Origin of the sequence: Caballeronia sp. LjRoot31 (assembly GCF_964253885.1) — a bacterium.
Lineage (GTDB): Bacteria > Pseudomonadota > Gammaproteobacteria > Burkholderiales > Burkholderiaceae > Caballeronia.
The window spans coordinates 632,528-657,442 of sequence record NZ_CAXURX020000002.1 but is presented as its reverse complement, the minus strand read 5'-3'; the positions used below and the strand labels follow the sequence as shown (position 1 = coordinate 657,442).

At 59.4% G+C, this 24,915-nt stretch carries 27 protein-coding genes; 17 read left to right on the top strand and 10 right to left on the bottom strand.

What is annotated here, in order from left to right; all coding sequences use genetic code 11:
* Positions 1 to 3 precede the first annotated feature (3 nt).
* Positions 4 to 804 (top strand): transporter substrate-binding domain-containing protein, encoded by an 801-nt coding sequence (locus tag ACSQ8V_RS21370; protein ID WP_436183527.1) that lies wholly within the window; start codon positions 4 to 6, stop codon positions 802 to 804.
* An 82-nt stretch (positions 805 to 886) separates the two neighbouring features.
* Here ACSQ8V_RS21370 and ACSQ8V_RS21365 read toward each other — a convergent pair whose 3' ends face one another.
* A complete protein-coding gene (locus ACSQ8V_RS21365; protein ID WP_213766172.1) occupies positions 887 to 1,288 on the bottom strand; it encodes a type II toxin-antitoxin system MqsA family antitoxin in 402 nt (133 codons plus the stop codon).
* 2 nt (positions 1,289 to 1,290) lie between these two features.
* Entirely contained in the window at positions 1,291 to 1,587 is a 297-nt protein-coding gene (locus tag ACSQ8V_RS21360) for a type II toxin-antitoxin system MqsR family toxin (protein ID WP_213766142.1), read from the bottom strand.
* 438 nt (positions 1,588 to 2,025) lie between these two features.
* On the opposite strand from ACSQ8V_RS21360, the gene ACSQ8V_RS21355 reads away from it, so the two are divergent.
* The 4 genes from ACSQ8V_RS21355 to ACSQ8V_RS21340 all read left to right on the top strand — a co-directional run bounded on the left by ACSQ8V_RS21355 (position 2,026) and on the right by ACSQ8V_RS21340 (position 6,669).
* Positions 2,026 to 2,736: a 2Fe-2S iron-sulfur cluster-binding protein gene (locus tag ACSQ8V_RS21355; protein WP_436207066.1), complete on the top strand. Its 711-nt coding sequence runs from the start codon at positions 2,026 to 2,028 to the stop codon at positions 2,734 to 2,736.
* 9 nt (positions 2,737 to 2,745) lie between these two features.
* Positions 2,746 to 3,735 (top strand): FAD binding domain-containing protein, encoded by a 990-nt coding sequence (locus tag ACSQ8V_RS21350; RefSeq protein ID WP_436207065.1) that lies wholly within the window; start codon positions 2,746 to 2,748, stop codon positions 3,733 to 3,735.
* Positions 3,732 to 5,960 (top strand): xanthine dehydrogenase family protein molybdopterin-binding subunit, encoded by a 2,229-nt coding sequence (locus ACSQ8V_RS21345; RefSeq protein WP_436207064.1) that lies wholly within the window; start codon positions 3,732 to 3,734, stop codon positions 5,958 to 5,960. The genes ACSQ8V_RS21350 and ACSQ8V_RS21345 overlap by 4 nt, the downstream gene beginning before the upstream one ends.
* A 121-nt stretch (positions 5,961 to 6,081) precedes the next feature.
* Complete coding sequence (locus ACSQ8V_RS21340) at positions 6,082 to 6,669, top strand: nucleotidyltransferase family protein (protein WP_436207063.1); 588 nt, start codon at positions 6,082 to 6,084, stop codon at positions 6,667 to 6,669.
* A 154-nt stretch (positions 6,670 to 6,823) separates the two neighbouring features.
* Here the strand turns inward: ACSQ8V_RS21340 and ACSQ8V_RS21335 are convergent, their stop codons facing one another.
* The 3 genes from ACSQ8V_RS21335 to ACSQ8V_RS21325 form a co-directional block, all read right to left on the bottom strand.
* Positions 6,824 to 7,519 (bottom strand): glycosyltransferase, encoded by a 696-nt coding sequence (locus ACSQ8V_RS21335; RefSeq protein WP_436207062.1) that lies wholly within the window; start codon positions 7,517 to 7,519, stop codon positions 6,824 to 6,826.
* Positions 7,520 to 7,923: 404 nt separating this feature from the next.
* Complete coding sequence (locus tag ACSQ8V_RS21330) at positions 7,924 to 8,376, bottom strand: DUF2442 domain-containing protein (RefSeq protein WP_436207061.1); 453 nt, start codon at positions 8,374 to 8,376, stop codon at positions 7,924 to 7,926.
* The gene (locus tag ACSQ8V_RS21325) at positions 8,373 to 8,792 is read right to left on the bottom strand and encodes a DUF4160 domain-containing protein (protein WP_436183521.1); all 420 of its coding nucleotides are present in this window, start codon (positions 8,790 to 8,792) and stop codon (positions 8,373 to 8,375) included. The genes ACSQ8V_RS21330 and ACSQ8V_RS21325 overlap by 4 nt, the downstream gene beginning before the upstream one ends.
* 251 nt (positions 8,793 to 9,043) lie before the next feature.
* Between ACSQ8V_RS21325 and ACSQ8V_RS21320 the strand changes: the two genes are divergently transcribed.
* The 3 genes from ACSQ8V_RS21320 (at position 9,044) to ACSQ8V_RS21310 (ending at position 12,472) form a co-directional block, all read left to right on the top strand.
* A complete protein-coding gene (locus ACSQ8V_RS21320; RefSeq protein ID WP_436207060.1) occupies positions 9,044 to 9,541 on the top strand; it encodes a hypothetical protein in 498 nt (165 codons plus the stop codon).
* 228 nt (positions 9,542 to 9,769) lie between these two features.
* Positions 9,770 to 12,061 carry an FdhF/YdeP family oxidoreductase gene (locus tag ACSQ8V_RS21315; RefSeq protein WP_436207059.1) on the top strand — a complete coding sequence of 764 codons (2,292 nt, stop codon included), beginning with the start codon at positions 9,770 to 9,772 and terminating at the stop codon, positions 12,059 to 12,061.
* Positions 12,062 to 12,292: 231 nt separating this feature from the next.
* Complete coding sequence (locus ACSQ8V_RS21310; protein WP_213766176.1) at positions 12,293 to 12,472, top strand: hypothetical protein; 180 nt, start codon at positions 12,293 to 12,295, stop codon at positions 12,470 to 12,472.
* On the opposite strand, the gene ACSQ8V_RS21305 is transcribed toward ACSQ8V_RS21310, so the two are convergent.
* Positions 12,469 to 13,791 carry a sugar efflux transporter gene (locus tag ACSQ8V_RS21305; RefSeq protein ID WP_213766132.1) on the bottom strand — a complete coding sequence of 441 codons (1,323 nt, stop codon included), beginning with the start codon at positions 13,789 to 13,791 and terminating at the stop codon, positions 12,469 to 12,471. The genes ACSQ8V_RS21310 and ACSQ8V_RS21305 overlap by 4 nt on opposite strands.
* Before the next feature lie 87 nt (positions 13,792 to 13,878).
* Positions 13,879 to 14,136 (bottom strand): hypothetical protein, encoded by a 258-nt coding sequence (locus ACSQ8V_RS21300; RefSeq protein WP_436207058.1) that lies wholly within the window; start codon positions 14,134 to 14,136, stop codon positions 13,879 to 13,881.
* Between the two features lie 92 nt (positions 14,137 to 14,228).
* Between ACSQ8V_RS21300 and ACSQ8V_RS21295 the strand changes: the two genes are divergently transcribed.
* The 3 genes from ACSQ8V_RS21295 to ACSQ8V_RS21285 all read left to right on the top strand — a co-directional run bounded on the left by ACSQ8V_RS21295 (position 14,229) and on the right by ACSQ8V_RS21285 (position 16,455).
* Complete coding sequence (locus ACSQ8V_RS21295; RefSeq protein WP_436207057.1) at positions 14,229 to 14,606, top strand: helix-turn-helix domain-containing protein; 378 nt, start codon at positions 14,229 to 14,231, stop codon at positions 14,604 to 14,606.
* A 12-nt stretch (positions 14,607 to 14,618) separates the two neighbouring features.
* On the top strand, positions 14,619 to 15,980 hold the full coding sequence (locus ACSQ8V_RS21290; protein ID WP_436207056.1) for a type II toxin-antitoxin system HipA family toxin: 1,362 nt from the start codon (positions 14,619 to 14,621) through the stop codon (positions 15,978 to 15,980).
* Between the two features lie 253 nt (positions 15,981 to 16,233).
* Positions 16,234 to 16,455 carry a hypothetical protein gene (locus tag ACSQ8V_RS21285; RefSeq protein WP_436207055.1) on the top strand — a complete coding sequence of 74 codons (222 nt, stop codon included), beginning with the start codon at positions 16,234 to 16,236 and terminating at the stop codon, positions 16,453 to 16,455.
* Between the two features lie 260 nt (positions 16,456 to 16,715).
* Here the strand turns inward: ACSQ8V_RS21285 and ACSQ8V_RS21280 are convergent, their stop codons facing one another.
* Positions 16,716 to 16,853 (bottom strand): hypothetical protein, encoded by a 138-nt coding sequence (locus tag ACSQ8V_RS21280; RefSeq protein WP_213766129.1) that lies wholly within the window; start codon positions 16,851 to 16,853, stop codon positions 16,716 to 16,718.
* 293 nt (positions 16,854 to 17,146) lie between these two features.
* Positions 17,147 to 17,401: a hypothetical protein gene (locus ACSQ8V_RS21275; RefSeq protein ID WP_436207054.1), complete on the bottom strand. Its 255-nt coding sequence runs from the start codon at positions 17,399 to 17,401 to the stop codon at positions 17,147 to 17,149.
* A gap of 851 nt (positions 17,402 to 18,252) precedes the next feature.
* On the opposite strand from ACSQ8V_RS21275, the gene ACSQ8V_RS21270 reads away from it, so the two are divergent.
* From ACSQ8V_RS21270 to ACSQ8V_RS21245, 6 genes are all read left to right on the top strand, one after another.
* Positions 18,253 to 18,543, top strand: a complete 291-nt coding sequence (locus ACSQ8V_RS21270) for a hypothetical protein (RefSeq protein ID WP_436207053.1) — start codon at positions 18,253 to 18,255, stop codon at positions 18,541 to 18,543.
* Positions 18,506 to 18,811: a hypothetical protein gene (locus ACSQ8V_RS21265; protein ID WP_436207052.1), complete on the top strand. Its 306-nt coding sequence runs from the start codon at positions 18,506 to 18,508 to the stop codon at positions 18,809 to 18,811. Before ACSQ8V_RS21270 ends, ACSQ8V_RS21265 begins: the two co-directional genes overlap by 38 nt.
* Before the next feature lie 15 nt (positions 18,812 to 18,826).
* Complete coding sequence (locus ACSQ8V_RS21260) at positions 18,827 to 19,696, top strand: MBL fold metallo-hydrolase (protein ID WP_436207051.1); 870 nt, start codon at positions 18,827 to 18,829, stop codon at positions 19,694 to 19,696.
* A 48-nt stretch (positions 19,697 to 19,744) separates the two neighbouring features.
* A complete protein-coding gene (locus ACSQ8V_RS21255) occupies positions 19,745 to 20,998 on the top strand; it encodes an NAD(P)/FAD-dependent oxidoreductase (RefSeq protein WP_436207050.1) in 1,254 nt (417 codons plus the stop codon).
* Positions 20,999 to 21,411: 413 nt separating this feature from the next.
* On the top strand, positions 21,412 to 22,485 hold the full coding sequence (locus ACSQ8V_RS21250; RefSeq protein WP_436207049.1) for a porin: 1,074 nt from the start codon (positions 21,412 to 21,414) through the stop codon (positions 22,483 to 22,485).
* A gap of 289 nt (positions 22,486 to 22,774) precedes the next feature.
* The gene (locus ACSQ8V_RS21245) at positions 22,775 to 24,319 is read left to right on the top strand and encodes a methyl-accepting chemotaxis protein (protein ID WP_213766169.1); all 1,545 of its coding nucleotides are present in this window, start codon (positions 22,775 to 22,777) and stop codon (positions 24,317 to 24,319) included.
* An 89-nt stretch (positions 24,320 to 24,408) separates the two neighbouring features.
* Here the strand turns inward: ACSQ8V_RS21245 and ACSQ8V_RS21240 are convergent, their stop codons facing one another.
* Complete coding sequence (locus ACSQ8V_RS21240) at positions 24,409 to 24,903, bottom strand: nucleoside deaminase (RefSeq protein WP_436207048.1); 495 nt, start codon at positions 24,901 to 24,903, stop codon at positions 24,409 to 24,411.
* Between the last annotated feature and the right edge of the window lie 12 nt (positions 24,904 to 24,915).

The window sequence follows — 24,915 nt, the reverse complement described above, 5'->3', positions numbered from 1 at the left end:
ATCATGACGACTCGCCTTTCCCGCCTCGCCCGGCGCCTCTTCGTGGCTGCGGCTTTCGCCGTGCCCTTGGCGGCCACGGCCACCTTCGCCCACGCGGATGCCCTCGATACCGTCCAGAAAAACGGCGTGCTCCGGGTTGGCGTATTCATGGACTATCCGCCGTTCGGCTCTATCGGTCCGGACATGAAACCGCAGGGTTATGACATCGAGATGGCCGACTATCTGGCCAAGACGATGAAGGTGAAGGTCGACCTTGTACCCATCACCGGCGAAAACCGCATTGCCTATCTCGCCACCGGCAAGGCCGACGTGCTGTTGAGCGTGGGCCAGACGCCGGAGCGCGACAAGGTGCTTGATTTTTCGCGGCCGTATGCGCCGTACTATCTCGCGGTGTTCGGACCGAAGTCGTTGCCGGTGAAAAGCGAAAAGGATCTCGCAGGCAAGACGATCTCGGTGGCGCGCGGCACGCTGGAAGATTTGAGCGTGACGAAGGTCGCGCCGCCGGACGCGACCATCAAGCGTTTCGACGATCCCAATGGCGCCATTTCGGCGTTTCTGTCGGGGCAGGTTCAGTTGTTGGTGGTGGGTAACGACGTCGGCGCAACGATCATCGCGCGTAATCCGCCTATCGCGCCCGAGCAGAAATTCCAGCTTTTTAGTTCACCCGACCATGTTGCCGTGAACAAAGGCGAGACACGCCTGCTGAAGGAAGTGGATGGGGCTGTGCTGAAAGCGAAGAACGACGGCACGCTGAACAAGCTCTCGACGAAGTGGCTCAAAGCGCCGTATCCGAGCGATTTGTAAGCAAGCTCAGTGTTGTCGATGTGAAACTGCCACCGCGAGGTGGCAGTTTGCATTTCTGGTTGTGGTGGTACCGAGATCAGCTTTAAGCCGCCCTTACCTCGTCGAGCAAATCAGGGTGGTGATCCAGTATCTTCAATAGCTTGACCAAGGCCAACGGCGGTTTGGTCTTACCGTTCTCGTAGCGCGAAAACGCGTTGACGCCACCGCCGAATATTTCAGCAGCTTCGCGTTGATCCAGTGCAAGCTTCTTACGGACGCCTGCAATAAAAGCCGGATCGACAATCGATGCATTCACTTGTTTGTTGAATTCAAGCATTGCCGCGCTGACGCGCGTCGACTCGGATAAATCAAAAATAGCCTCGCTACATGCGGGGCAGAAATCACCGGTCACATCTGGAATGACGGTCGACTCGCCCTTGTATGTGTATGGCACGTCGCGCGTGTCATGCACCAGCTCTGCCGCCGCGCAAATTGGACACTTCATGTTCATAGCTCCTTGAAGGACACGACGAGCACGTCATCAATGACCGTCAATTTCAGATAGACCGGTCCTGCGGGCGTAGTCGGTTGATACACGTCCTGCCAGACACGGTGATCGGCGTGCGTGGTCATGCTTTTGTAAAAGTCGGTTGACACCAGCGCTTTGACTACGCCGATGACTCCCTCGAAGTCAAAGCCCAGCGCAGCTCCGCCGGCGAGTGCCGACAAAGTTGAGCGGACTTTACCCGCTTCGATCAAGGCGATAATGAGAGACAGTTTGCAGTGCGGGACGCCTTTTTCCATGCAATCAAAATAACCTATTTGGTTATTTTTAGCAAGAGTGTGTTGGCCGATTTTGCGATATGACACAGGCGCCACTTCTGCAGCACTTCCAGGTCACTTTCGCGCCATCAAATGAGTAACCGGATGGACCGAGGAAACCGACATCGAACCTGCCAACGCACAGTAAGCGCAGAGAACCCCAACCTTTCCCGCTTCGCGATTTACCGATGAATGTAGCCCTTACCTGCAATCCTTAACGGCAAACACCGTAGGGGCGCGGCGCGCGTCGATGGCATTGGATTTGCTGGCTGCCGTTCATCTTCATTCGCGTCATCGTATTGCGTCCTGCATCATTGACGCGAATGTCGTCAGTTTCTTTTCCAGCCAGACACGCCGCCACCCCAGACGCGTCCAGCCAACGCAGCGCCAACTCGACCGAGCGAGGAGCTTCATATCGCCATGCGCCACATCAACGTCCCCCGTAACAGCAACCCAGACCTCGAATCATCCGAAGCAATAAAACCGTCCCGGCGCAGGTTCTTGCAATCCGCAGCAGCAGCGGCAGCCGTCACCGCCGCGCCGCTCGCCCACGCGCAGCAACCGGCGGCGACTTCCGCACCACCGCCGCCAACGTCCACCACCGCCGCGCCGCTGATGCCCGTGAAGCTGGCCATCAACGGCCATGCTTACGAAATGCAACTTGAAGCACGCACGACATTGCTCGACGCATTGCGCGAATACGCGAGCCTCACCGGCACGAAGAAAGGCTGCGACCGAGGCCAGTGCGGCGCGTGCACGGTGATCGCAAACGGCCGCCGCATCAACTCGTGCCTGACGCTCGCGGTCATGCACGAGGGCGAATCGATCGTGACCGTGGAAGGACTCGCCAACGCGCAAACGCTCAGTCTCAGTCCGATACAAAAGGCTTTCATCGATTACGACGCCTTCCAGTGCGGTTTCTGTACGCCCGGCCAACTGTGTTCGGCCACCGCGCTGATCGATGAATTCCGGGCCGGCGACGCCAGCGCCGCGACCGCCGATGTCCGCTACCGTCCGCCCCAACTCTCCGACGATGAAATCCGCGAACGCATGAGCGGCAATATCTGTCGCTGTGGTGCGTATCCGAACATTGTCGCGGCGGTGAAAACCGTCTCGATCAATAAAGCTTAGGAGCGCAAAATGGATGCTATTTCCTACGAACGCGCCACTGACGTAAGCGCGGCGATCAAGGCAGCGCAGCAGCCGGGTGTCGCGTTTATCGGCGGCGGAACGAATCTGCTCGACCTGATGAAAGGCGGCGTCGCAAGGCCAATGAAGCTTGTCGACATCACCCATATAGCCGGCTTGAACACGGTGAGCGAACTGCCCGACGGCGGCCTGCGGATCGGTGCGCTGGTTCGCAACAGCGACGCCGCGAATCATGCATGGATTCGCGGGCGTTATCCGCTGCTGTCGCAGGCGTTCCTCGCGGGTGCATCGGCGCAGTTGCGCAACATGGCCACCGTCGGCGGCAACCTGATGCAACGCACACGCTGTTATTACTTCTACGACACCGGCTTTCCCCAATGCAACAAACGCACGCCCGGAAGCGGCTGTGCGGCGATAGAAGGCAACAGTCGCATCCACGCAATTTTGGGTGCGAGCGCGCAATGCATCGCGACGAACCCATCCGATATGAACGTGGCGCTCGCCGCACTCGATGCCGTGGTGCACGTGAACGGTCCCCAGGGTGAACGTACGATTGCGTTCGCAGAGTTTCATCGTTTGCCGGGCGATCATCCTGAAGTCGATACCACGCTGCAACCCGGCGAACTGATCACGTCCGTCGATCTGCCACCGCCGCTCTTTGCACAGCACTCGCATTATCTGAAGGTACGTGACCGCGCAAGCTACGCGTTCGCGCTTGTGTCGGTGGCCGCCGCCTTGCAGATGGATGGCAACACGGTGAGGACAGCGCGTATCGCGCTGGGCGGCGTCGCGCACAAACCGTGGCGTGCCACAGCGACCGAGCAAGCGCTCACTGGCCAGCCGTTATCACGCGACATGTTGCGTAGCGCCGCGGCGCTTGCCGTTCGCGACGCGCGGAGTTATCGCGAGAATGGCTTCAAGATCGAACTGGCGCAGCGCGCGATTATCCGCGCGGTGTCGACTGCAGGAGGTGTGGCATGAGTGTTCTTGGACAACCGCTCGACCGCACCGACGGTCTTCTGAAAGTCACGGGCCAGGCAAAATATGCCGCCGATAACCCCGAAGCGAAGCTCGCGCATGCGGTGCTGGTGACAAGCACGATCGCGCATGGCAGGGTGGCTTCAATGGATACCGCGCGCATACAGGCCATGCCCGGCGTGCTGCTCGTGATGACGTACGAAACCGCCATGCGCCTGCCCAATGGCGGCAAACCGAATGCCGAGCCGCCGGCCGTGCGCAGGTTGTCGCTCCTGCAAACCGACGAAGTGCGCTACAGCAATGAGCCGGTGGCCGTAGTCGTTGCTGATACGCTGGAACGTGCAACCGATGGCGCCCGCAAACTCCAGGCATCGATTCGATACGAAGCCGCGACGCCCAACGCGGACTATCAGCGCGCGAAAGGCACCGCTTACCAGCCGGAAAAAATGATGGGGCGGCCGATCAACACCCAGCGCGGCGATGTCGCAGCCGGCCTGCGTCAGGGCACGACGAGCCTCGACGTGGTCTACACCACGCCGAACGAACACCATAATCCGATGGAGCCGCACGCCACGCTCGCCCGCTGGGACGGCCCAAACCTAACCCTCTACGATGCAACCCAAGGCGTCTCCGGCGCACGCGGCGCGGTGGCGAAAACGCTCGGCATCAAGGAAGAAAACGTGCGGGTGCTCTGCCCGTTCGTTGGTGGCGGTTTTGGATGCAAGGGCTCGGCGTGGTCGCATGTCGTGCTCGCCGCCATGGCCGCGAAGCAAACCGGCCGGCCTGTTCGGCTCGTGCTGGAGCGTCCGCAAATGTTCGGCATGGTCGGCAACCGGCCGTTCACGGACCAGCACATCCAGATCTCGGCGCGCGACGACGGCACGCTTACCGGCATGCGCCATGACGTGATCTCGACCACATCGACGTTCGAGGACTGGAACGAAAGCTCGGCCATTCTCACGCGCATGCTGTATGCCGTGCCGAACCAGGCGACCACGCACAAGCTGGTGAAACTCGATGTCGGCACACCGACGTTTATGCGCGCCCCCGGCGAAACGAGCGGCTCATTCGCGCTCGAATCCGCGATGGACGAAATGGCCTACCAGTTGAACATGGACCCGCTCGCATTCCGGCTGAAGAACTATGCCGAGATGGAACCGCAGGAAAAGAAGCCGTGGTCGGAGAAATCACTGCGCGAGTGTTATCAAATCGGCGCCGATAAATTCGGCTGGTCGCGGCGTAATCCCAAGCCACGTTCCATGCGCGACGGCAACACGCTGACCGGTTTCGGCATGGCGACCGCAACGTATCCGGCGAACCGCAGCGAGGCATCCGCTATTGCGCGCATCTTGCCGGACGGCACGGCGATAGTCGCATCGGGTACGCAGGATCTCGGCACCGGCACCTATACCGTGATGACGCAAGTCGCCGCCGACGCATTAGGCTTCCCGGTAGACAAGGTCGACTTCGCGCTCGGCGATTCGTCGCTGCCGCACGCGCCGGTGTCGGGCGGTTCGCAGTCGGCGGCGAGCGTGTCGCCCGCAGTGCGTGAGGCGGCGTCGCAGGCACGCGCCAAGTTGATTGCCATGGCGATAGCGGACTCGGGATCGCCGCTAAGCGGGGGGTCCGTTGATGATGTCACCGTCAACAACGGCTGGGTCATCAGTCGCGCCGATCCATCTAAGCGTGATCCGGCTGCCGCGGTAATCGCGCGCAACGGCGGCAAACCGATCGAAGCCTTGGCGACCACCAAGCCCGGCGATGAGAAACAGCAGTTCGCGTTTCACTCGTTCGGCGCGGTGTTCACGGAAGTTCATGTCGATGCAGACCTGGGCACGATCCGCGTGCCGCGCATTGTGGCGGTGTACGACGTCGGCAGCCTGCTCAACGAAAAGACCGCTCATAGCCAGTTGATGGGCGGCCTCGTGTGGGGCATCGGCTCGGCGTTGACCGAGAAGAGCGATCTCGATACGCGCTATGGCCGCTACACCAACGCCAACCTTGCCGAGTATCACGTGCCGGTGAATGCTGATATCGGTTTGCTCGACATCACCTTGCTGGGCACACCCGATCCGCATATCAACTCGCTCGGCGCGCGCGGGATTGGCGAGATCGGCATTACGGGGGCGGCGGGATCGATAGCAAATGCCGTGTATCACGCGACCGGCGTGCGGGTGCGCGATTTGCCGATCACGCTCGACAAGGTGATGCCGAAAACAACGGTGTGACGTTTTTGCCGGGAAAACCGCGCGGCTGCGCTCCGGCGCTTGCCGCGCGGCTTTTTTTCGTGCTTGCGGTGTATCGTGGTGCTTGTCAAAATCGACGATTCTTACTATCAGGAAGCCGGCCATGAGTTATTCATCGAGTGCGACCGGCATTCTGCTTGCAGCCGGTTACGGTTCCCGCTTCGATCCAAGCGGTCTTCACAACAAACTTCTCGCCACGCTTCCGAACGGCACGCCGGTTGTATTTCAGTCCGCTCGACGGTTGCTGTCGGCGGTGTCGCGGGTGGTGGCCGTGGTGCGGCCGGGGTCGGAGAAGCTGGCGGAGGTGTTGAACGAAGCGGGCTGCGACGTGATGTTTTCCATCGATGCCGAGCGCGGCATGGGCGCGACGCTTGCCGCTGCAGTTCGCGCGACGCAGGACGCGGAAGGCTGGCTGGTCACGCTGGGCGATATGCCGTGGATCGAGCCCGGGACGGTCGAGGCGGTGGCGCGATCGCTGGACGCGGGAGCCTCGATTGTTGCGCCGTTTTACCGCGGGCAAAGGGGACATCCTGCGGGATTTGGCGCCATGCATCTTGACGCGCTCAGTGCGCTCGACGGCGATGCCGGCGCGAGGGCGTTGTTTATGTCGGAAGCGGTTCAGCGTATCGACGTTGAAGACGCGAACATTTTGCGCGATGTGGATTTACCGGAGGATTTGCAGTTGCATTGAGATGTTGAAGCGATCGGGCGCTATCCGTTCATATAGCACGCGGAACCCAACTTCATGGGGGATCTGATTGCTCCATTGCGATAAAAATGCCGCAACAGTCACGCTGTCGGCAAGACGCAAATCACATTGGCTCGCGCATCCGATCCCCAATCTCTCAAGCCGCCAACGCCCCATCCTCGTCTGTCTCCGCCAAAAAACATCGCCGACTCACATCCACCAGCGTCGCGCCAAACCCCTTCAGCGCGCGGAAATCCGTGCGCGCACTCGTGACCACTCTCGGTAAAGCGCTCCATGCGATCGATGCCCCGTCCGCAATCAACGCTTCCACCAGCGCCACGTCCTCGCTGTGCTCGAGCGGCGCGAAGCCGCCTACCCGCACATACGCTTCCGCCGATACCCCCATGTTCGCGCCATGAATGTGCCGATGACCGTCGGCATCGTTATAAGTGCGCGCGAAATGCTCCCGCACGGCCGCCAGATGCGGCGACCAGTCGTGGACGGCGATCACACCGCACACCGCATCGGCGCGGCAATCGAGTTGCCGCACCAGCCAGTCATCGGCGACGACGCTGTCTGCATCGGTGAAGGCCAGCCAGCGCGCGCCCAGCGACAACGCACGGTGCGCCCCCTCCGCCCGCGCCACGCCTACATTGCGCGCGCTCACACTGAGCACGTCGGCCCCCAGCGAGGCAGCGATAGCGGCGGTATCGTCGGTGCAATGATCGACGACCACGATCACGCGCACGTCCTCCCCCAGCAATTCATGATGATCCGCCGCGCGTTTTGCCGCGCTTACGCACGCCCCGATATGTGCCCCTTCGTTATGAGCGGGAATGACGATGCCAAGCATGTTGTTTTCTCCCTTCGCATTTTTGGCGTCCAGATTGCCCGGACACGGTTGCCGAAGGACACAGCAATGGCTATTCCCAGTGAATTGAAAGGTCTGCCGGCACCCAGGCGAAATGTGGGCAAGCGAACATTGGAAGGGGTAGACGTTTGAACCGCGGACAATACTGAGATGGCGCAGGCGTGCCTGGAGTACACACGCACTCAGAAAACGAAGCAGCGAGTGGGCCGGCTTCGCCTGTTCCACGAGAAGGCCGTTTCGCAGAAAAACAGCATCGGACGGCTCAATCGGCCATCGGATCGTGAAACTTGTTGGCAGCCCTTAACTCGACCCTAACCACCGTGGAAGCATTCGACTTTGGACTTTTACCATGTTGCTACTGCCGCCGAGGTTTGCAGGCTTCAGCCTCAACCGAAGTGCTTAGCGGCGTTTCCATTGAACCGATCTTCCGGTGATCCTGAGCCATCCTTACCTTGACGGGACTTCATTAGCCCCTGTACGGATATGTCGATATTGTGATCAATCAGGGTGAGCGCCGTACCAGCAAAGGACAGTGCAATTGACGAGAGCGCGTCAGCCGGGACGTTATCCAGTTCCGATATCTGGTTCACCGGGATCATGACACTCTTTCCGCGCGGGAAATGGATCATGATCACGGCCTGTTCCGGGAGATATTTCACGCCGTCCGCAATACTAGGGAAAGCACCGGAACGAGCGCCATGCAAGGCGCTCTGGATGGTCTCGAAAGCAGCGTTGAGCTTGAACACTGCGCCAACCGGGCGACGCTCCAAAACGAAATGCGTGTTGCTTCCCTCGTCGAGATCGACAGGTTTCTCGTCAGGCGCGTTGATGATTTTCATAACTTGATCCCTACTTGCGTGCGGTCTGCCAAGTGCAGCACGGTCAGACGCTCGGCGGGATCGTACGTTCCCGCCTGGATGTTGACCAGCGTCCTTCCCGCCAGATTCGGCTTCACAACGTACTGTTTTGCGTCGTCCCACGCCTGATTTTCCAGGCAGGTGTTTTTTATAGCTTCCATCCAACTTTCCCTGGCCACGGGCAAGCGACCTTTGACAATGGCGATGACGTCACTTTTCACTTGAGAAGGCACCCTGGCGGTATCCGGAATGACGTCCAGCAGACTCACCCCGTTGTGCCAGAACGAAAATTCAAACCGTGCGGACCAGTCGCCGCCATCCAGATGCACATGCGGCGGACAATGCTCGTCTCTTGTGAGCACAGCGATTCGCCTCCCCTTATATTGACCCACTTTCATCGATTTTATTCTCCCTTGTTTGCGCGAACGTTGCTAACAACTATCGGCGAAATAAGCATCCCGACGTGGTAAATATTACACACGAGCAGTCGACCTCTGATAGCTGTCCGAATGGCTAACGAGTAAAACCGCCCGAAACATTTTGAGATCCAACTGAAACAACACGTAACCAGAGTCAACTTTCCTGAAAGCTTGGCGTTAACCCGTGGACAGCGCCAATCCTGGCGACGATTTTCAAGGCAACCGACCCCATGGCCGCCCTTCCGCTTTCAGCACTCCAGCAACGTCGACAAAAACAAGGCCACGCGGCGCTCGTTCCGAGATCCGCCGGGCAACTCAAGGCGGAACACGACCGCATCGTCGGGCGCGCGCAATTTTTCCTCCATGCGACCATCGCGCTGGCTATCTTGGGTGTGATCGTCGTCGCCGTGCTGCCGTTCTCGTCCATCCCCGACGACTTCAGTTTCGGTGCCCAGGAAGTGGTCGGCGTGGCGGTGTTCGCGGCGTGCCTGTTCCTGCTGCACGAGCGCACGGAACTCACCTTGCGGCTCTACAACTACGAACCCGTCGAACAGACCACCCAGGGTGAGCTGCGCGTGCTGCTGCATCGTGTCCCGGAAGGCATCTCGTATCAAAACGCCCTCGCCGCCGACAACCGGACGTTCGTGACCGTGGAAGCGGAAGAAATTCGCCGTCGCGCCGATGCGTTCAAACCGCAAGCCGAAGGTCTGGAACCGGCAGAAAGCTGATCGTCGTGCGTTTCGCCGGATAAACCGCGGCGAAAGACATCGCAAAAAAATCACCGTTTACCGGGTGAAAATCCGGATGTGAACGAATCTGAAAGCCGCCGCCCCGCATTCGCGGGCCGGCGGCTTTCATTTTTATGCTCGCGCGCCGAGTCTGTTTTTTGCTGGATGAATTGCGTCCGCGAACGCATTCCCGCCGTTCGCCCTGTTCACCCGCGGAGCGACACAGCCATGAGCAAACAACCTCGCATCGAGCAATACGACCATCCGGCCGGCGGCTGGGGCTCGGTCAAAGCCGTTTCATCGATACTTATGCGAGAGCACGTCGCCGTGAACGGCACGCGGGTGCTATTCAAGCAGAACAAGCCGGACGGTTTTGCGTGCGTGAGTTGCTCGTGGGCTAAACCAGCCGATCCGCACCTGTTCGAGTTCTGCGAAAACGGCGCAAAAGCCACCGCCTGGGAAATCACGACCAAACGCGCGACGCCCGAGTTCTTCGACCACCACACCTTGGCCGCGCTGGAAGCCTGGAGCGATTTCGAGCTCGAGTCGCAAGGCCGGCTGACCCACCCCATGCGCTACGACGCCGCGACCGATCGCTATCAGCCCATCCCGTGGCAACAAGCCTTCGATGAGATCGGCGAAAAGCTTCGCAGCTTCGATCCGAAACGCGTGGTGTTCTACGCCTCGGGTCGCGCGTCGCTGGAAACCTCTTACATGTACGCACTGCTTGCCCGTTTATACGGTTGCAATAACCTGCCGGACAGTTCGAACATGTGCCACGAGAGTACGTCGGTGGCGTTGCCCGACACCATCGGCGTGCCGGTTGGAACAGTGACGCTCGAAGACTTCGAGCACACTGACTGCCTGTTTTTCTTCGGTCACAACACCGGCACAAACGCGCCTCGCATGCTGCATCCGCTGCAAGAAGCGAGAAAACGCAATGCGCAGATCATCACGTTCAATCCATTGCGCGAGCGCGGGCTGGTGAGCTTCGCGAACCCGCAGTCGCCAAAGGAAATGCTTTCGACCGAGGAAACCTGCATCAGCACGCAATACCATCAGGTGAAGATCGGCGGCGACATAGCGGCGATCACGGGCATTTGCAAGTCGCTGATAGAAGCCGACGACAAAGCCCGTGCAGCCTACAAACCACGCGTGCTGGATGCGGATTTCATCGCGGAACATACGCACGGTTTCGACGCGTTCGCCGACGCCATGCGGGCCGCCGACTGGAAAGAGATCGAGTCGATGTCAGCGCTAACCCGCTCCGCACTCGAAGCGGCCGCGGCCGAATATGCGCGCGCGAAGGCCGTGATCATCTTGTACGGCATGGGCATCACGCAGCATCGGGAAGGCGTGCTTGCCGTGCAGATGCTCACGAACCTGATGCTGCTTGGCGGCAATATCGGCAAGAAGGGAGCCGGGATCTGCCCGATTCGCGGCCACTCGAACGTGCAGGGGCAGCGAACCGTTGGTATCACCGAAAAACCTGAGCTCGTCCCCATGGACAAGCTCAGGGAGCTGTATCAATTCGAGCCGCCCCAGGAAACCGGCTTGACCACCGTGGATACCTGCGAGGCCGTCAGGGACCGCAATCTCGACGCGTTTATCGGGCTCGGTGGCAATTTCGCGCGCGCAACCCCCGATCAGGGCGTAATGGACCCGGCGTGGATGCAACTGCCGCTCACCGTGCAGATCGCGACCAAGCTGAACCGCAGCCATATCGTGCACGGGCGCGCGGCATATTTGCTGCCGTGTATTGGCCGGATCGAGGTGGACCGGCAGGCGAGCGGCGAGCAGACGGTGACCGTGGAGGACAGCACGGCGTGCATTCACGCATCGAAGGGTATGGCTGAGCCGGCGAGTGAACACTTGCTGTCGGAGCCGGCTATTGTCGCCGGGCTGGCGAAGGCGATCCTGCCGCCGAATCCGAATGTCGACTGGGATGCGTGGGTAGGCAATTACGGGCTGGTTCGTGATGCCATCGAGCGCACCTACCCCGAGCAGTTCAAGGATTTCAACCAGCGCATGACGCAGCCTGGTGGTTTTCATCGGCCGTTGCCGGCTGCGAAACGCGAGTGGAAAACAAAAACCGGCAAGGCGAACTTCATCGTGCCGGATGGTTTCGGTGAAGACCCGGACATGGAATTCGACGGCGAACGCACGCTGCGCCTGATGACCACACGCGGCGACAGCCAGTTCAATACGACTGTGTATTCGCTCGATGACCGTTTCCGCGGCGTGTATGACACCCGTGACGTGCTGCTGATGAATCAAGCCGATATGACCCGGCTGGGCTTAGCCGAAAACGATACGGTCACGGCAATCACAGTCGCGCAGGATGAGGTATTGCGCGAATTGGGCGGTCTGCGCGTGCATGCGTTCGACATCCCCGCCGGCTGTGTGATGGGCTATTACCCGGAGTGCAATCGTCTGATACCGGTGTCGCATCACGCGAAACGCAGCAAGGTGCCGGCGGCCAAGGCGGTCCCTGTGCGCCTGCGGAAAATGGCGGCATGAGGGTGTCTGAAGGTAGTAGCTAGAGGGACGTCCGGGGATGAAAGCGGCACTCCTTTAATTGTCATCGGCCTGCGGGACGCGAGCCGTCAGGCGTGAACCGTTGCCCGCATGGCACCCGGCCGGGTTTAACGTGCACGGCCGGAGTTCGCGGACCTGCCTTTCAGTCCGCATGCGTCTATGCTGGAGGACACGGCATTCACTATCGACGACAGAACAAACCGAGGCGCACTCATGAACCACGTGAACAACTTCCAGTACCCGAGATACGACATGCAGACCAACCCGATCCCCGACCCGCTCGCCGATCCAAACCGCGATCCCGAGGCAGACCCGCTGTCGCCGCCGTCGCCCGGACATCGGCCTGATGAGCCACAGCATCCCGACGCGCCACCGGATGGGCATCCTATCTAAATAGACTCGTTATCTACCATTGTTATGACACGGCTTCCGTTTTGCTCGCCAACGGCGACCACCGAGGTGACCGCGTTGCCTTCGGCAGCAGATTCCCGGGTGGGATCGAAGAAAATCTTCGCACCGCGTTGATAGTTAAAAATGAACAGCACAATCGACGCGGTAGATGCCAGCAACACGCAAAACATGAACACCGCGCGATAACCCCACGTTGCTGCCACGAATCCCGACGCAACGCCCGCCAGCACGGAGCCGGTGCGCATGGTGTTGAAAAACAGCGTGGTCGCCCGGGCCAGCGCGCCAGGCATCAGTTCCTGAAAGTACGACATGCCAAGACATGACGTCACCGCGACCACGACGGCGTTAAGAATCTGTAGCGGCACGAGCACCCACAGGTTGGGCGCGAGCGCGATGCCCGCGAAATACACAATGTGCGACAGCGACGCGAACGCGATCATGTTCGCCTTGTTGATGCGCCGGGACGCACCGCCGAGAAAGAGCATCATCGGAATCTCGGCGAACGCGCCAAGGCCGACCATCTGCGCGACGTGCGCGGTCGTGCCGTGCAGCTGATCGACAATCAGCACCGGCAGCATGATGGTCGCGATCGCCGAGCCCATGCCGATCAGCGTAAAACTCACCAGCGCTGCATATACATGCGCGTTTTTGGCTTGCGGCGGAATTTCGCTGGTGGTTTTATCGGCGGCTTCAAAGGTGTCATAGGCCTTGGGTTCACGCATGCACAGCACGATGAAACCAGCCACCGCGAACGCGCCCGCCGCCGACAAGAACAGTCCGTTAAATCCCGACACCCCCAGTACGATCGCGCCCACCGCCGGGCCGAACACCCACGCGCAGGACAGTGTGGTGCGCAAGGTGGCCATCGGCAGTTCGGTATGTTCGATGCCTTCCGCGTGCAGCCTCGCTTTACCGAACGTGAAAAGTTGCGGGAACACCGCCGCGCCGATGCTCAGGAATACACAGCCGAAGATCGTCAGCAACACGTAGTTGCGCGTGACGCACAGCAATGCGTAACCCAGCGCCGACCCCGCGATGGATAGCAGCACAATGCGTTTTTTATCGGTCCGGCGATCGGCGATACGTCCGAGATAGGTACTCACGATCACACTGCTCACCGCGGTCAGCGTCATGAAGATGCCTAGCCGAACCGGCGTCATGTGCGCCTCGGTCGCGCCGAACAGCGACGTGTACGGCACCGCGAATGAGGACGCGATGCCTGACAGGAACATTGCGAGGGAAATGCCGGGATAACCGGGAAGACGGATCAGCGCGAGAAAAGTCTTGAATACGGCGTTCATTGAAATTCACGTTGGCGGCCAAGGTCCGTCGCGTAACGCTCGTGGCGAGCGAGAAAAACGACGTTCAGCGGGCACTTAAACACGCGCTCACGTTTTTTTCAATGACGTTTTCTTTTGGTTGCAGACTAACGAAACCTCTTCCGGGATAAACGAAACCGATCTGGCGATTAGCAACGAGAGCGGATCGTTCGCAAGCGCCTGCAATCGTGCAAGGCGTTGGCGTGTCTGTGCCAACGGGCCGATGGAGGCGAATGCGAGAGTCTGATCTCCTCTGCCTGGGCGTGTCGAAACGGTGAGAAAACCACCGAAAAAGAAGAACTTGCTGCCAAGTACTGGAATCCCCATAAAGACCCTCATAAGGGTCACAAAATCCTTTAAAAGCCCATGTGGGGTTCTTTAAACGCAATATCTCATGACACTCACTTTAAATTGCTATAATGGCCCACATGGAGTCTACTAAACCCCTTAAAAGCCCTGCTAGAGTCCGTAAAGCCGGTAAACCGCTTCCCATTCCAGTGCAGCGGTCACTCGCAAAGCTGGGCGAAGACCTCAATCGAGCGCGCCGCCGCAGAGGGCTGACGCAGCAAGCGCTCGCCGCGCGCATCGGTGCGGGACTCAATACCGTCAAGCGCATGGAGAACGGCGATCCGCACGTGCAGTTGCATTTCCTCGTGCGAGCGCTCCATTTTTTCGGTGAGTTGCAGCGGCTCAATGACCTCCTCGACAGCGGCCAGGATGATATCGGTCTCGCATTGATGGATGAAAAGCTACCGCAGCGGGTACGAACCGCCAAGAAAACCACCAAAGCGTTCTAACGGCATAAGTGAATGAAAACCAAACCTTCCAGGTTCGGCAAGCCCGGAATCAGTACCGCCCTGGAGGTTCACCTCGGGGCCACAGGTACGCTTGTCGGCCATCTGAACTACGTAAGCCAGGGACGGCGCGAAGTGTCGCAGTTTGCTTATGACGAGACGTGGCTGACTAACCCCGACCGGTTTGACGTTTCGCCCGACCTGCCTCTCGAACCTGGCTATCAGCCACGTCGGGCGCCCAACCCCGTGGACTCGGTGTTTCACTTCGCACTGGCCGACACGGCGCCTGACGCATGGGGGCGTCGTGTCATCAACCGGATCCACGCGCGAGCCCGCAAGGACAATCCTCGCCTGCTCCCTCTGAACGAACTCGACTACCTGTGTGCAGTGGACGACTTCAGCCGCATCGGCGCGCTTCGCCTTTGCAAGGAAGGGATCTATCTGAGGACAGTTGATGAAGGCCGGCGCACAACGCCGCCAATGATCGAGCTCGAACGCATGTACAAGGCCACGCGCGCGGTCGAGACGACCAGGGAAACGACCGAGGACCTGCGCTACTTGCAAGGCAAAGGCACCTCGCTCGGTGGGATGCGGCCCAAATGCACCGTACTGGATGAAAACGGCAAGCTCGCCATCGGCAAGTTTCCAAGCGTCAATGACACCATCAATGTCACCCGGGCCGAAGTGCTGGCGCTCAAGCTCGCGCGTCAGGCCGGCATTACGACGGCCAACGCCCGGTGCGTCACCCTCAATGACACGCCAGTCGCGATCATCGAACGGTTTGACCGGGAGGACGGCGACCTGCGCGTCCCTTATCTCTCGGCTGCGTCCATGCTTCAGGCCTCGCGGCAGAATGTCCACGCGTACACCGAGATCGTCGATGTCATGCAGCAAAAGTGCTCACATCCGGACGACGACGCGCGAGAGTTATGGCGCCGCCTGATGTTCAACCTGCTCATCACCAACACCGACGACCATCTGCAGAACCTCGGTTTTCTATACGACGGCAACGGCCTGTGGCGCATCTCACCGGCGTTCGACGTGAACCCGATGCCCGGCAAGGTACGAGAGTCCAAGACGTGGCTCACAGAAGATGCGGGCCCCATTGAATCGGTCCAGATGCTTCTGGATACGTGCGCCTACTTTTCGCTGACCGACGCACAGGCCAAGGTGATCCTTGGGGAAGTCCTGGACGCGGTAATGGACTGGCGGCAAGTGGCCGTTACGCCGGACGTCGGACTTGGCGCTGAGGAACTGGATGACTTCGAGGATGCCTTTGAGCATGTCCAGACCGACCAGGCCCGCAAGCTACTGGGCCGCGCCATGCTGCGGCCTGAGCTCGCCGAGAATGCCGAGGATGCCGAGAACGCCGGATAACCAGCCCGGCAGCTTGTCCATTCACGAGCGGCGCATTCGTTCGACTCACCGGATATTTGCAAGGTTTTTTTAAGTATTTCCGTCTACTCTTGTCATAACAGCCGTACACAGACGTCATCATGAACAATGAGATCGCTCAATGTTCTGAACGGCTATTTCTCTTGTATAGGTTGGAAGTGCGAGAGCGGCCGGGTCGTCATCTTCCTCGACTCGTGCAACGCTTTGCATGAAACGCGCGGTCCGGGAGTTCATCATGAAACAGCTTATGTCCGTGGTCATCGCCGCTTCGGTCGTGATTCTGCCCGCCGTATCGTTTGCCGCCCAAGCCGACGGCCCAAGAGCGCTGGACCGCGTGGTTCAACAGAACGAGAAATATGAACGGGACAACCCGCAGCAATCGCCGGCCGCCAATGGCGAGCGCAAGGCGGCGGATCGATCGATTGTCGAACCCACCTCCAATGGAGACGTTCGCTGATCCGGCGTCGCGTGTTTTTGCGGTCGACCGGACCATGCCGAATCTCTCGCGTCGCTAACCCTGCGTGTTTCTGGCGACTCGCTGACTGTTTCGTACGTCAATGCGCTGGCGGGGGTTGAAATGAAAACTTCGAACGTGGAACTTGGCCCGGTAAACCGGACGCCGCAGCGAATGCGTTTCTTCCCGGTGGCTGAAACGGCTTTTGCAAGCATCGCTGCGACGTTTTAATACTCACTGGATGACGCTCCCGCAGACAAGCTTCACGCGAACAAACGTCTGATTCTTTGCCAGAACGCGAGCCGATGCGGAGGCGGGACATCGATCAACAATGCTTCGTCAGGATGGTAGTGAACTTCCTGAACCTGCCGAACCTGCGAGACCAGCAGCCCGATGTACATGGTGACTCTCCCAACGTTGGACTTTTGAGTTCACGGAAAGTCGGCAGCTCGGAGTTCGAACGCGCATTCGCGCGGCGACATGGGCTTATTCGCTTCCGCTAATTAAGGGGGTTGGCGTATATAGTTGTTGTCGTTTCTGCATAATCCTCCTTCTTTCCGCTTATCAGCCTTTCGCTTTGTTAGCCGGTTAGTCCGTTAACCGCCGCCGTCGGGTTGCCAACGATCTCTATACCAACGGTCTAACGAAATAAGCATCCCGAACTATTGGCGCCCCTCAATTTCTGCAACGCTGGTCAATGTTCGATGAAACGTCCCATACTCATATTAGGCCTATCCAACGCCGGTGGGAATACGCACCAGCAGCCGTCGTCGTGTCGAAAGAAAAGCAGCGCGCGCGATCCAGGCGGCAATGCGGTTTCTACACACACATACCGCCTTCCGCCCAAGCGCGTGCGGCTGAACTCAGTGACACGAACCGGTGTCGAAAAGCCGGGAGCCAGCCATTTGTCGACCTGAGTACGTAGCGAATATTCATGCGTGGATTTCATGTGCTGCTCCGGCAAACGATTCCTGCTTGACGCTGTCCGCTTTCCGCCCCATTTCTTCATCCGGGCTTTGAGCTATCGTCCTGCTGAGCGCCGCCGCTCTCAGTGCGCTGCACCGCGCGGAATACCTTAAATCTGCAAGTTGAGCAACAAGTTGTCTAGCTGTCCTGCGCTTCATGGCACACCTCCCGCACTGCAACCTGAACTTGATAAAACACTTTAACTGTATGCCTGGATCGCCCGTTTGGGCGGGTTGTCGGCAAAATCGCAACACTTTGTCGCAAAGGGAAAAGCGCCGGATTGATCGCCATGGCTTTGCAATGGTTGTTTAAATCGGCGGCGGCTTGCCATGTTTGTTTATCGGCACAGGGGGATTCGGACTTGAGTGTCGACGATCAATGCCGCAGGCGTTTTTCAGATGGGTGAGATCGCCGGGTAGGCAACGGTCAGCCGGTATCGGCTAAGTGGCGTGACATTACGCTGTGACGGAAGCGGCGACAGAATTAAAAACAGTTTTCCAATACGCCAATGGCTCCCGCCGGATTACTCGGGAGCCGTGTGTTTGCCTTCGCGCATCCGAAGGATTCGGCCAGAGAAACAGTTGGCAGATGCCGCTCAAGGAGCACACTCGCGGCGGCGGGATTCACAGTTGGTGAACGCTACGGGCTCATGCCCGCTTGTTATCGTCCGGGCAGGCGCCGGCACTGCATCCAGCTCGCGAATGGTTTGATACAAAAACGCGCGTGCCATCAACGACGCTGCTCGACGTCCAGCTCCACTCGTCAGACCATGCCCCCGCGTCGCCATAGGCGTCACGCTGCACTTCGGCACGTGCACAGGAATCGCGCAGTTATGTGAAGGTCAATGGCGTGACCAGCGCGGTGCTGCGCAGCGCGAATTTCGAGCCGTTGCCGTGGGTATTGTCGTTCGAAGAGACGGGCCTTGTCCTTGCTCATAACTCGTTGGCGTCGGCGCAACGTATCATCAAGCTGAACGATCCGCATATGACCGGCTTGTCGCGCTTCCTCGGCATCGATCAAACCCTGCACGCGTTCGGCGATGAAAAAATCGCCGGTCGCGCTGGCCATGGAAAAAAAGGAATTGGCCATGCCGGTATCCGTGGACTACCTGCCGGTGGCGGGTGACATCGAGGACATGGCGGCCAATGCGTCGCGTGTGGTGGAACGGGTGCGACAGCAGATCGACAACCGCTTCACGCTGCTGGATATCGGCGGACCAGGCCATCGATTTGCGCCGCCAGCAGCAACCGGGCTTCACGCTGTCGCCGGCCACCGCGGGCCTCTACATGCGCTGCCCGGAAAGCTTGCGCTCCTCGATCGCGACCGGCCGCTGACGCCGGATTTCCGGGCGGCGGCGACCTTGCTGCACAGTTATCCGGCCGATTCTTGTTAATTTTTGGAGCATGTCATGACGCCATGCGTTGAAGCATTCCCGGACCCGGTGACCTCAACCATCACCTACGTGGTGTATGAGGCAGCCGGTTCACCCTGCGCGATCATCGACGCGGTGCTCGACTATGAACCGCAATCCGGCCGCACTTCGACACATTCGGCGGATCGCGTGATCCGTTTCGTGAACGAGCAGGACTTGCAGGTGCAATGGCTGCTCGAGACGCACGCCCATGCCGACCACATTTCGGCTGCGGCATATCTCCGGAAACAACTGGGTGGCGCCATTGCCATCGGCGAACATATCCGGTCGGTGCAGGTCGTGTTCGAACGGCTTTTTAACCTTGAGCCGCCGATGTCGTCAATATCACCCGGCCCCGCGCCTTTCGACCACTTGTTTGCTGACGGCGACACGTTCCAGGTCGGTGCGCTGATCGGCCGTGTGATGCACGTTCCCGGTCACACGCCGGCCGATGTCGCCTACGTGTTCGACAACATGGCGTTCATGGGCGACACCTTGTTCATGCCGGACGTCGGCACGGCGCGCTGCGATTTTCCCGGTGGCGACGCCGGCACGTTATACGAATCAATCGGGAAACTGCTTGGCTTGCCGCCACAAACGCGTCTGTTTGCATGCCATGACTATCCGCCCGATGGCCGTGAAACGCGCTGGGAAACCACGGTCGCTGATCAGCGCGCAGCAAACATCCACGTCCGCGATGGCATCACTGTCAGCGAATTCGTCGCCATGCGCACGGCCCGCGACGCGACGCTTGGTCCACCGGCGCTGATCATCCCCTCGATTCAACTGAACATCCGCGCGGGTGCTTTTCCGCCGGCCGAATCCAACGGCGTAAGTTATCTGAAATTTCCGCTGAACACGTTTTAAGGCAGTCGGGCAGGGTAAGAAAATGAACTTGGAAGCAGGAATACCGCAATGAGCACGAATGCAGCATCTTCAGGCAACACAGAGACCTTCGACGTGGTGGTCATTGGCGGCGGCGCTGCGGGTATCGGCGTGACGGCGAGCTTGCTGCGCCGACGGCCCGATCTTCGCATCGCGGTCATCGAGCCGAGTGACCGGCATTTCTATCAGCCCGCGTGGACGCTGGTCGGCGGCGGCGCTTTCAACATAGACGACACCATGCGGCTGACGTCGTCGGTCATGCCGAAGAAAGCGCACTGGCTGCGGGCCAGTGCGAGCGCGATTGAGCCCGAGCAGCATCTTGTCCGGCTCGACAATGGGCAAACCGCCAGTTATCGGCACCTGATCGTCTGTCCCGGCTTGCGGCTCGCATGGGAGAAAATTGAAGGTCTGGAAGACACACTGGGCAAGAACGGCGTGACGTCGAATTATCGATTCGATCTTGCGCCGTACACGTGGAAACTGGTCAATGAACTCAAGCGTGGCAAGGCGCTCTTTACGCAGCCGGCCATGCCGATCAAATGCGCCGGTGCGCCACAAAAAGCGCTGTACCTGTCTTGCGATAACTGGCTCAAGCAAGGCGTGCTCGATCATATCGATGTCGAGTTCAACCTTGCCGGCGATGTCCTTTTCGGGGTCGCTGCGTTCGTGCCGTCGTTGATGAAATATGTCGAGCGGTATCACGCGTCGCTTGCGTTTGGATCGAACCTGGTGAGCGTCGACGGCGCCCGCCGGGTCGCTTCGTTCAACGTCAAAGACAATGCCGGCAACGTAGTTCGTATCGACAAACCGTTCGACATGCTGCACGTCGTCCCGCCCCAGCTTCCGCCGGACGTAATCAGCAAGAGCGTGCTCGCCGACAAGGCCAGCTGGTGCGAAGTCGATCATGCCACGCTCATTCACCCCCGTTATCCGGACATCTTTGCGCTCGGCGACGCCTGTTCAGCGCCCAACGCAAAAACGGCCGCGGCCGTTCGCAAGCAGATTGTCATAGTGGCGGAAAACCTGCTGGCCGCGCGTGAGCAAAAGCCTCTACCCGCACGCTACGACGGCTACGGCGCATGTCCGCTGACGGTTGAAAAAGGCAAGGTTGTACTGGCGGAATTCGGCTATGGCGGCAAGCTGCTGCCGACCTTCCCGCTCGACCCGACCGTGCCACGTGCCCTCGCGTGGTACCTGAAAACTGCCGTCTTTCCGTGGCTCTACTGGAAAGGCATGTTGAAGGGCCGGGAATGGCTCGCCGGGTCGATGAAACCGCAAGCGTGAGCTCCCAGCCATTCGCCACATTCGTAATATCCGTCACCTTGCGAGCACCAGGCTCGGCACCTGCGTTGGCGCGACGCTCGCGCTGACCGATGCAGGACTGCAACGGGGCATTGCCGGTGTTCGCGAGGTTTGCCGCGTCTAGCCTGGTGATGGAACACGTTTGAGCGCTCACAAAAGAACGTCGAGCGGAAACTCAGAGTTTTCTTATACCCCAGTACATAAGTTATCCGAAATAAAATTTCGCGATCTTAACACGCAACTCTTGAATTAACGAATGAACGAAATTTGACACGCCATTCGCTCGCTTTTTCAGCTTTGTTGTACTAAATGTATGCCCTCTAAATAAATCCATCGTCTAACTTTCTAAACCGGGCGTTCATATGATTAAAAAACTTGCCGCAATCATTCCAATCATGGCCACTGCCTCCGTGGCGCACGCACAGAGTTCGGTCACGTTATATGGAATCGTGGAGGACGGTATCGATATCGTCAGCAACGTGCAGGGTAGCCATCTCGTTCAGCTTGCATCCGGTGTGACCGCCGGCAGCCGCTGGGGCGTGCGCGGCACCGAGGATCTGGGCGGCGGTCTCTCAACCCTCTTCCGCCTCGAAAGCGGCTTCAATATCAACTCGGGAAACCTGGGCAGCGGGCTCGCGTTTTCACGTAACGCTTATGTGGGTCTCCAGAGCGAACAGGCCGGTACGGTGACGCTCGGACGTCAATGGGACTCGGTTGTGGATTTCGTCGAGCCTTACACGCTTAACGGCAACGTCGGCGGCTATTATTTCGCCCATCCGAACGACATGGATAACACCGACAATGGTTTCCCCATCTCGAACGCCATCAAATATCGCAGCCCCACCTTTGCCGGGTTCACGTTCGGCGGACTGTATTCACTAGGCGGCATCGCCGGGCAGTTCTCGAACAACGCCACGTTCAGCGCGGGAGCGACCTATGCCGCCGGACCGGTCAGCGCAGGCGTGGGGTATCTGCGCATCAACGATCCGGGTGTCTCCACACAGGGCTACCAGAACTATCCGGGCTTCACGAACTCGGTTTATGGCGACTTCCTCGCCGCAGCGCGGGCGCAGAAGGTGTTGGGCATAGGCGCTTCGTATCAGGTGCTGGCGTCGCTGCGCGTGCTCGCCGATTTCACGAACACGATTTTCCAGCAAGGCAGCGCGGGACATGATGCGACGTTCCAGAACTACGAGTTGTCGGGCCTCTTTAATCCAACCCCTGACGTGACGATAGGCGCGGGTTACACCTACACCACCGGCCGCGATCATGCGACCGGCGCACAGCCCAAATACAACCAGTTCAACCTGACGGCCGAATATGCGTTGTCGAAGCGGACATCGGTGTATGCGCTGGGCGTATTCCAGAAAGCTGCCGGCGACGCGCAGGCCGCTCAGATCGCAGGCTTCAATCCTTCAAGCAATCAGAAGCAGGCGGTTGGCCGAGTGGGGATTCGCAGCAGTTTTTGATTCGACGATCTGACCACTGCCCGTCAAGACGATACGTGTCCGGTTGTTTTACGAGGCCGTGCGACCGGACACGCGACTAAACGCGTCGCACGAAGCTTATTGTCTGATGAATAACCTGACGCGCACACGTCCAGAACAGACCGATTATTTCTCTTGGTACGGGTTATCCCACCCCTACATTCCGCCACCGCTTTGCCGTAAAGAAGTCAGGCATAGCGTTCGGCAACGCCCGACGCCGCAAATTCAATCAGACGGCTCAACACTAGGCGACGGCGGAAACATGAAGAAGATGACATTGAATCAGAAGCTCGGATCGATGATCGCCGTGCTATGGCTCGGACTGGTCGCGATCGGATTTATAGGGGCATGGCAAAGCCGTTCATCGACTATGGACGATCGTCGTGATCAATTGAAAGCCCTGGTTGCCCAGGGCGCGAGCATGACGGCCCATTTCCAGAGCCTCGCCGCGGCTAAAACGATCACGGAAGAAGAAGCCAAAACGCGGGCGCTGGAAGTACTTGCCGCCATGCGCTACGGTACAGACGGATACATCTCGGTCAACGATTCGCGCCCGGTGATGATCATGCATCCGATCAAGAAGTCCATGAATGGCCAGAACATGGCGGGGTTTACCGACCCGGCGGGCAACAGACTTTTCGTCGATATTGTGAACGCCGGTAATTCGACGCCCGAGGGGGGCTTTGTCAGCTATCTGTGGTCGAAGCCCGGCAGCGACAAACCCGTGCCCAAGCTCAGCTTCTCCCAGCACTTTGTCCCGTGGGACTGGTATATCGTGACCGGCATGTACACCGACGACATCGAGGCCGCGTTCTACGCCAGCGCATTGCGCTGGTTCGCGATTACCGCCGTGCTCGGCGTGCTCGCTTCGCTGGCCATGCTGCTGGTGTTGCGCAGCATCAAGCGTGAACTCGGCGGTGATCCGTCGATTGCTGTCGGCGCGGCGCAGCGCATTGCGCGCGGCGACCTGACCACGCACGTGCCGCTTGCCATCGGCGATTCGCATAGCCTGATGTTCGCGCTGAGCGAGATGCAAAGCGGCCTGGTGGAAACCGTCACGCGGGTGCGCACCGGGACCGAGAACATCAACGTGGGGGCATCGGAGATTGCAGCGGGCAATACCGACCTGTCACAACGCACCGAGCAGCAGGCCGCCGCCTTGGTACAGACCGCGTCGAGCATGGACGAGATGACAGCGAACGTGAAGCAGAACGCCAACAGCGCGACGCAAGCCGCCAAGCTGGCCGGCGAAGCCGCCGACGTGGCCCAACGGGGCAGCGGTGTAGTCGAGCAAGTCATTCACACCATGACGCGCATTACGGAAAGCTCGAAGCAGATTGGCGACATCATCGGCGTGATTGATGGCATCGCGTTCCAGACCAACATCCTGGCGCTGAACGCCGCCGTGGAAGCTGCGCGTGCCGGCGAACAGGGACGCGGGTTTGCGGTGGTGGCAGCGGAAGTGCGCAGTCTCGCACAGCGATCGGCCACGGCGGCGAAGGAGATCAAGGCGCTGATCGGGACATCGACGGAGACGGTGAAGGAAGGTGCGTCGCTGGTGTCGAACGCGGGCGCGACGATGGGCGAGATCGTGAATTCGGTGCGCCGCGTGAACGAGATCCTCGATGAAATCAGCCACGCTTCGAATGAGCAAAGCGCGGGTATTGAACAGGTGAATCGCGCAGTGGGTGAAATGGATCAGGTGACGCAGCAGAACGCGGCGCTGGTGGAAGAAGCCGCAGCGGCGGCGCATTCGCTGAAGGATCAGGTCGATGTGCTGCGTGAAGCGATCGGGAGCTTTTCGCTGCCGGGTTGAGTTTTGCAAATGAACGAAAGGGCCATTCGCATGGCCCTTTCGTCTTGCATCAACAAGACTTTTCTATTGCACGCGTTTCTGATTGCACGTCATTCGCGCGTCCAGAATCCCTCGTGCACGACCGCCGCTTCATCTTCAATAAGCGGTCCAACCACACTCACCGTCCTCTGCCCTCGCGCAAAAACTTCGCGGCAAGGTAACGAGAACGTCGGGTTCTCGGGGTGATCGCCGGTGATCTCCAGCAAGCGCCGCTCGGACATGGCATACACCACACGCCCGATGTTGCACCAATAGATCGCGCCCGAGCACATGCAACACGGCTCGGCATTCGTATAAAGCGTGCACGTCAGCAATTGCTCCGGCGTCAGATCTTTCGCTGCCTGAGCCGCGGCGCGCAGTTCGGCGTGCTGGGTCGGATCGCCGAGCGGGGGCATCGAATTGTTTCCTGCGCTTGCAACTACGTGGCCGTTTTCATCGGCTATCAGCGCGGCGAACGGATGCCGTCCATCGCGTTTTGACTTCTCCGATAACGCGATAACCTCGCGCAACAGCGCCATATCGCGTTCGCTTGCCTGTTCGTGCATGCTCTCGTTCCC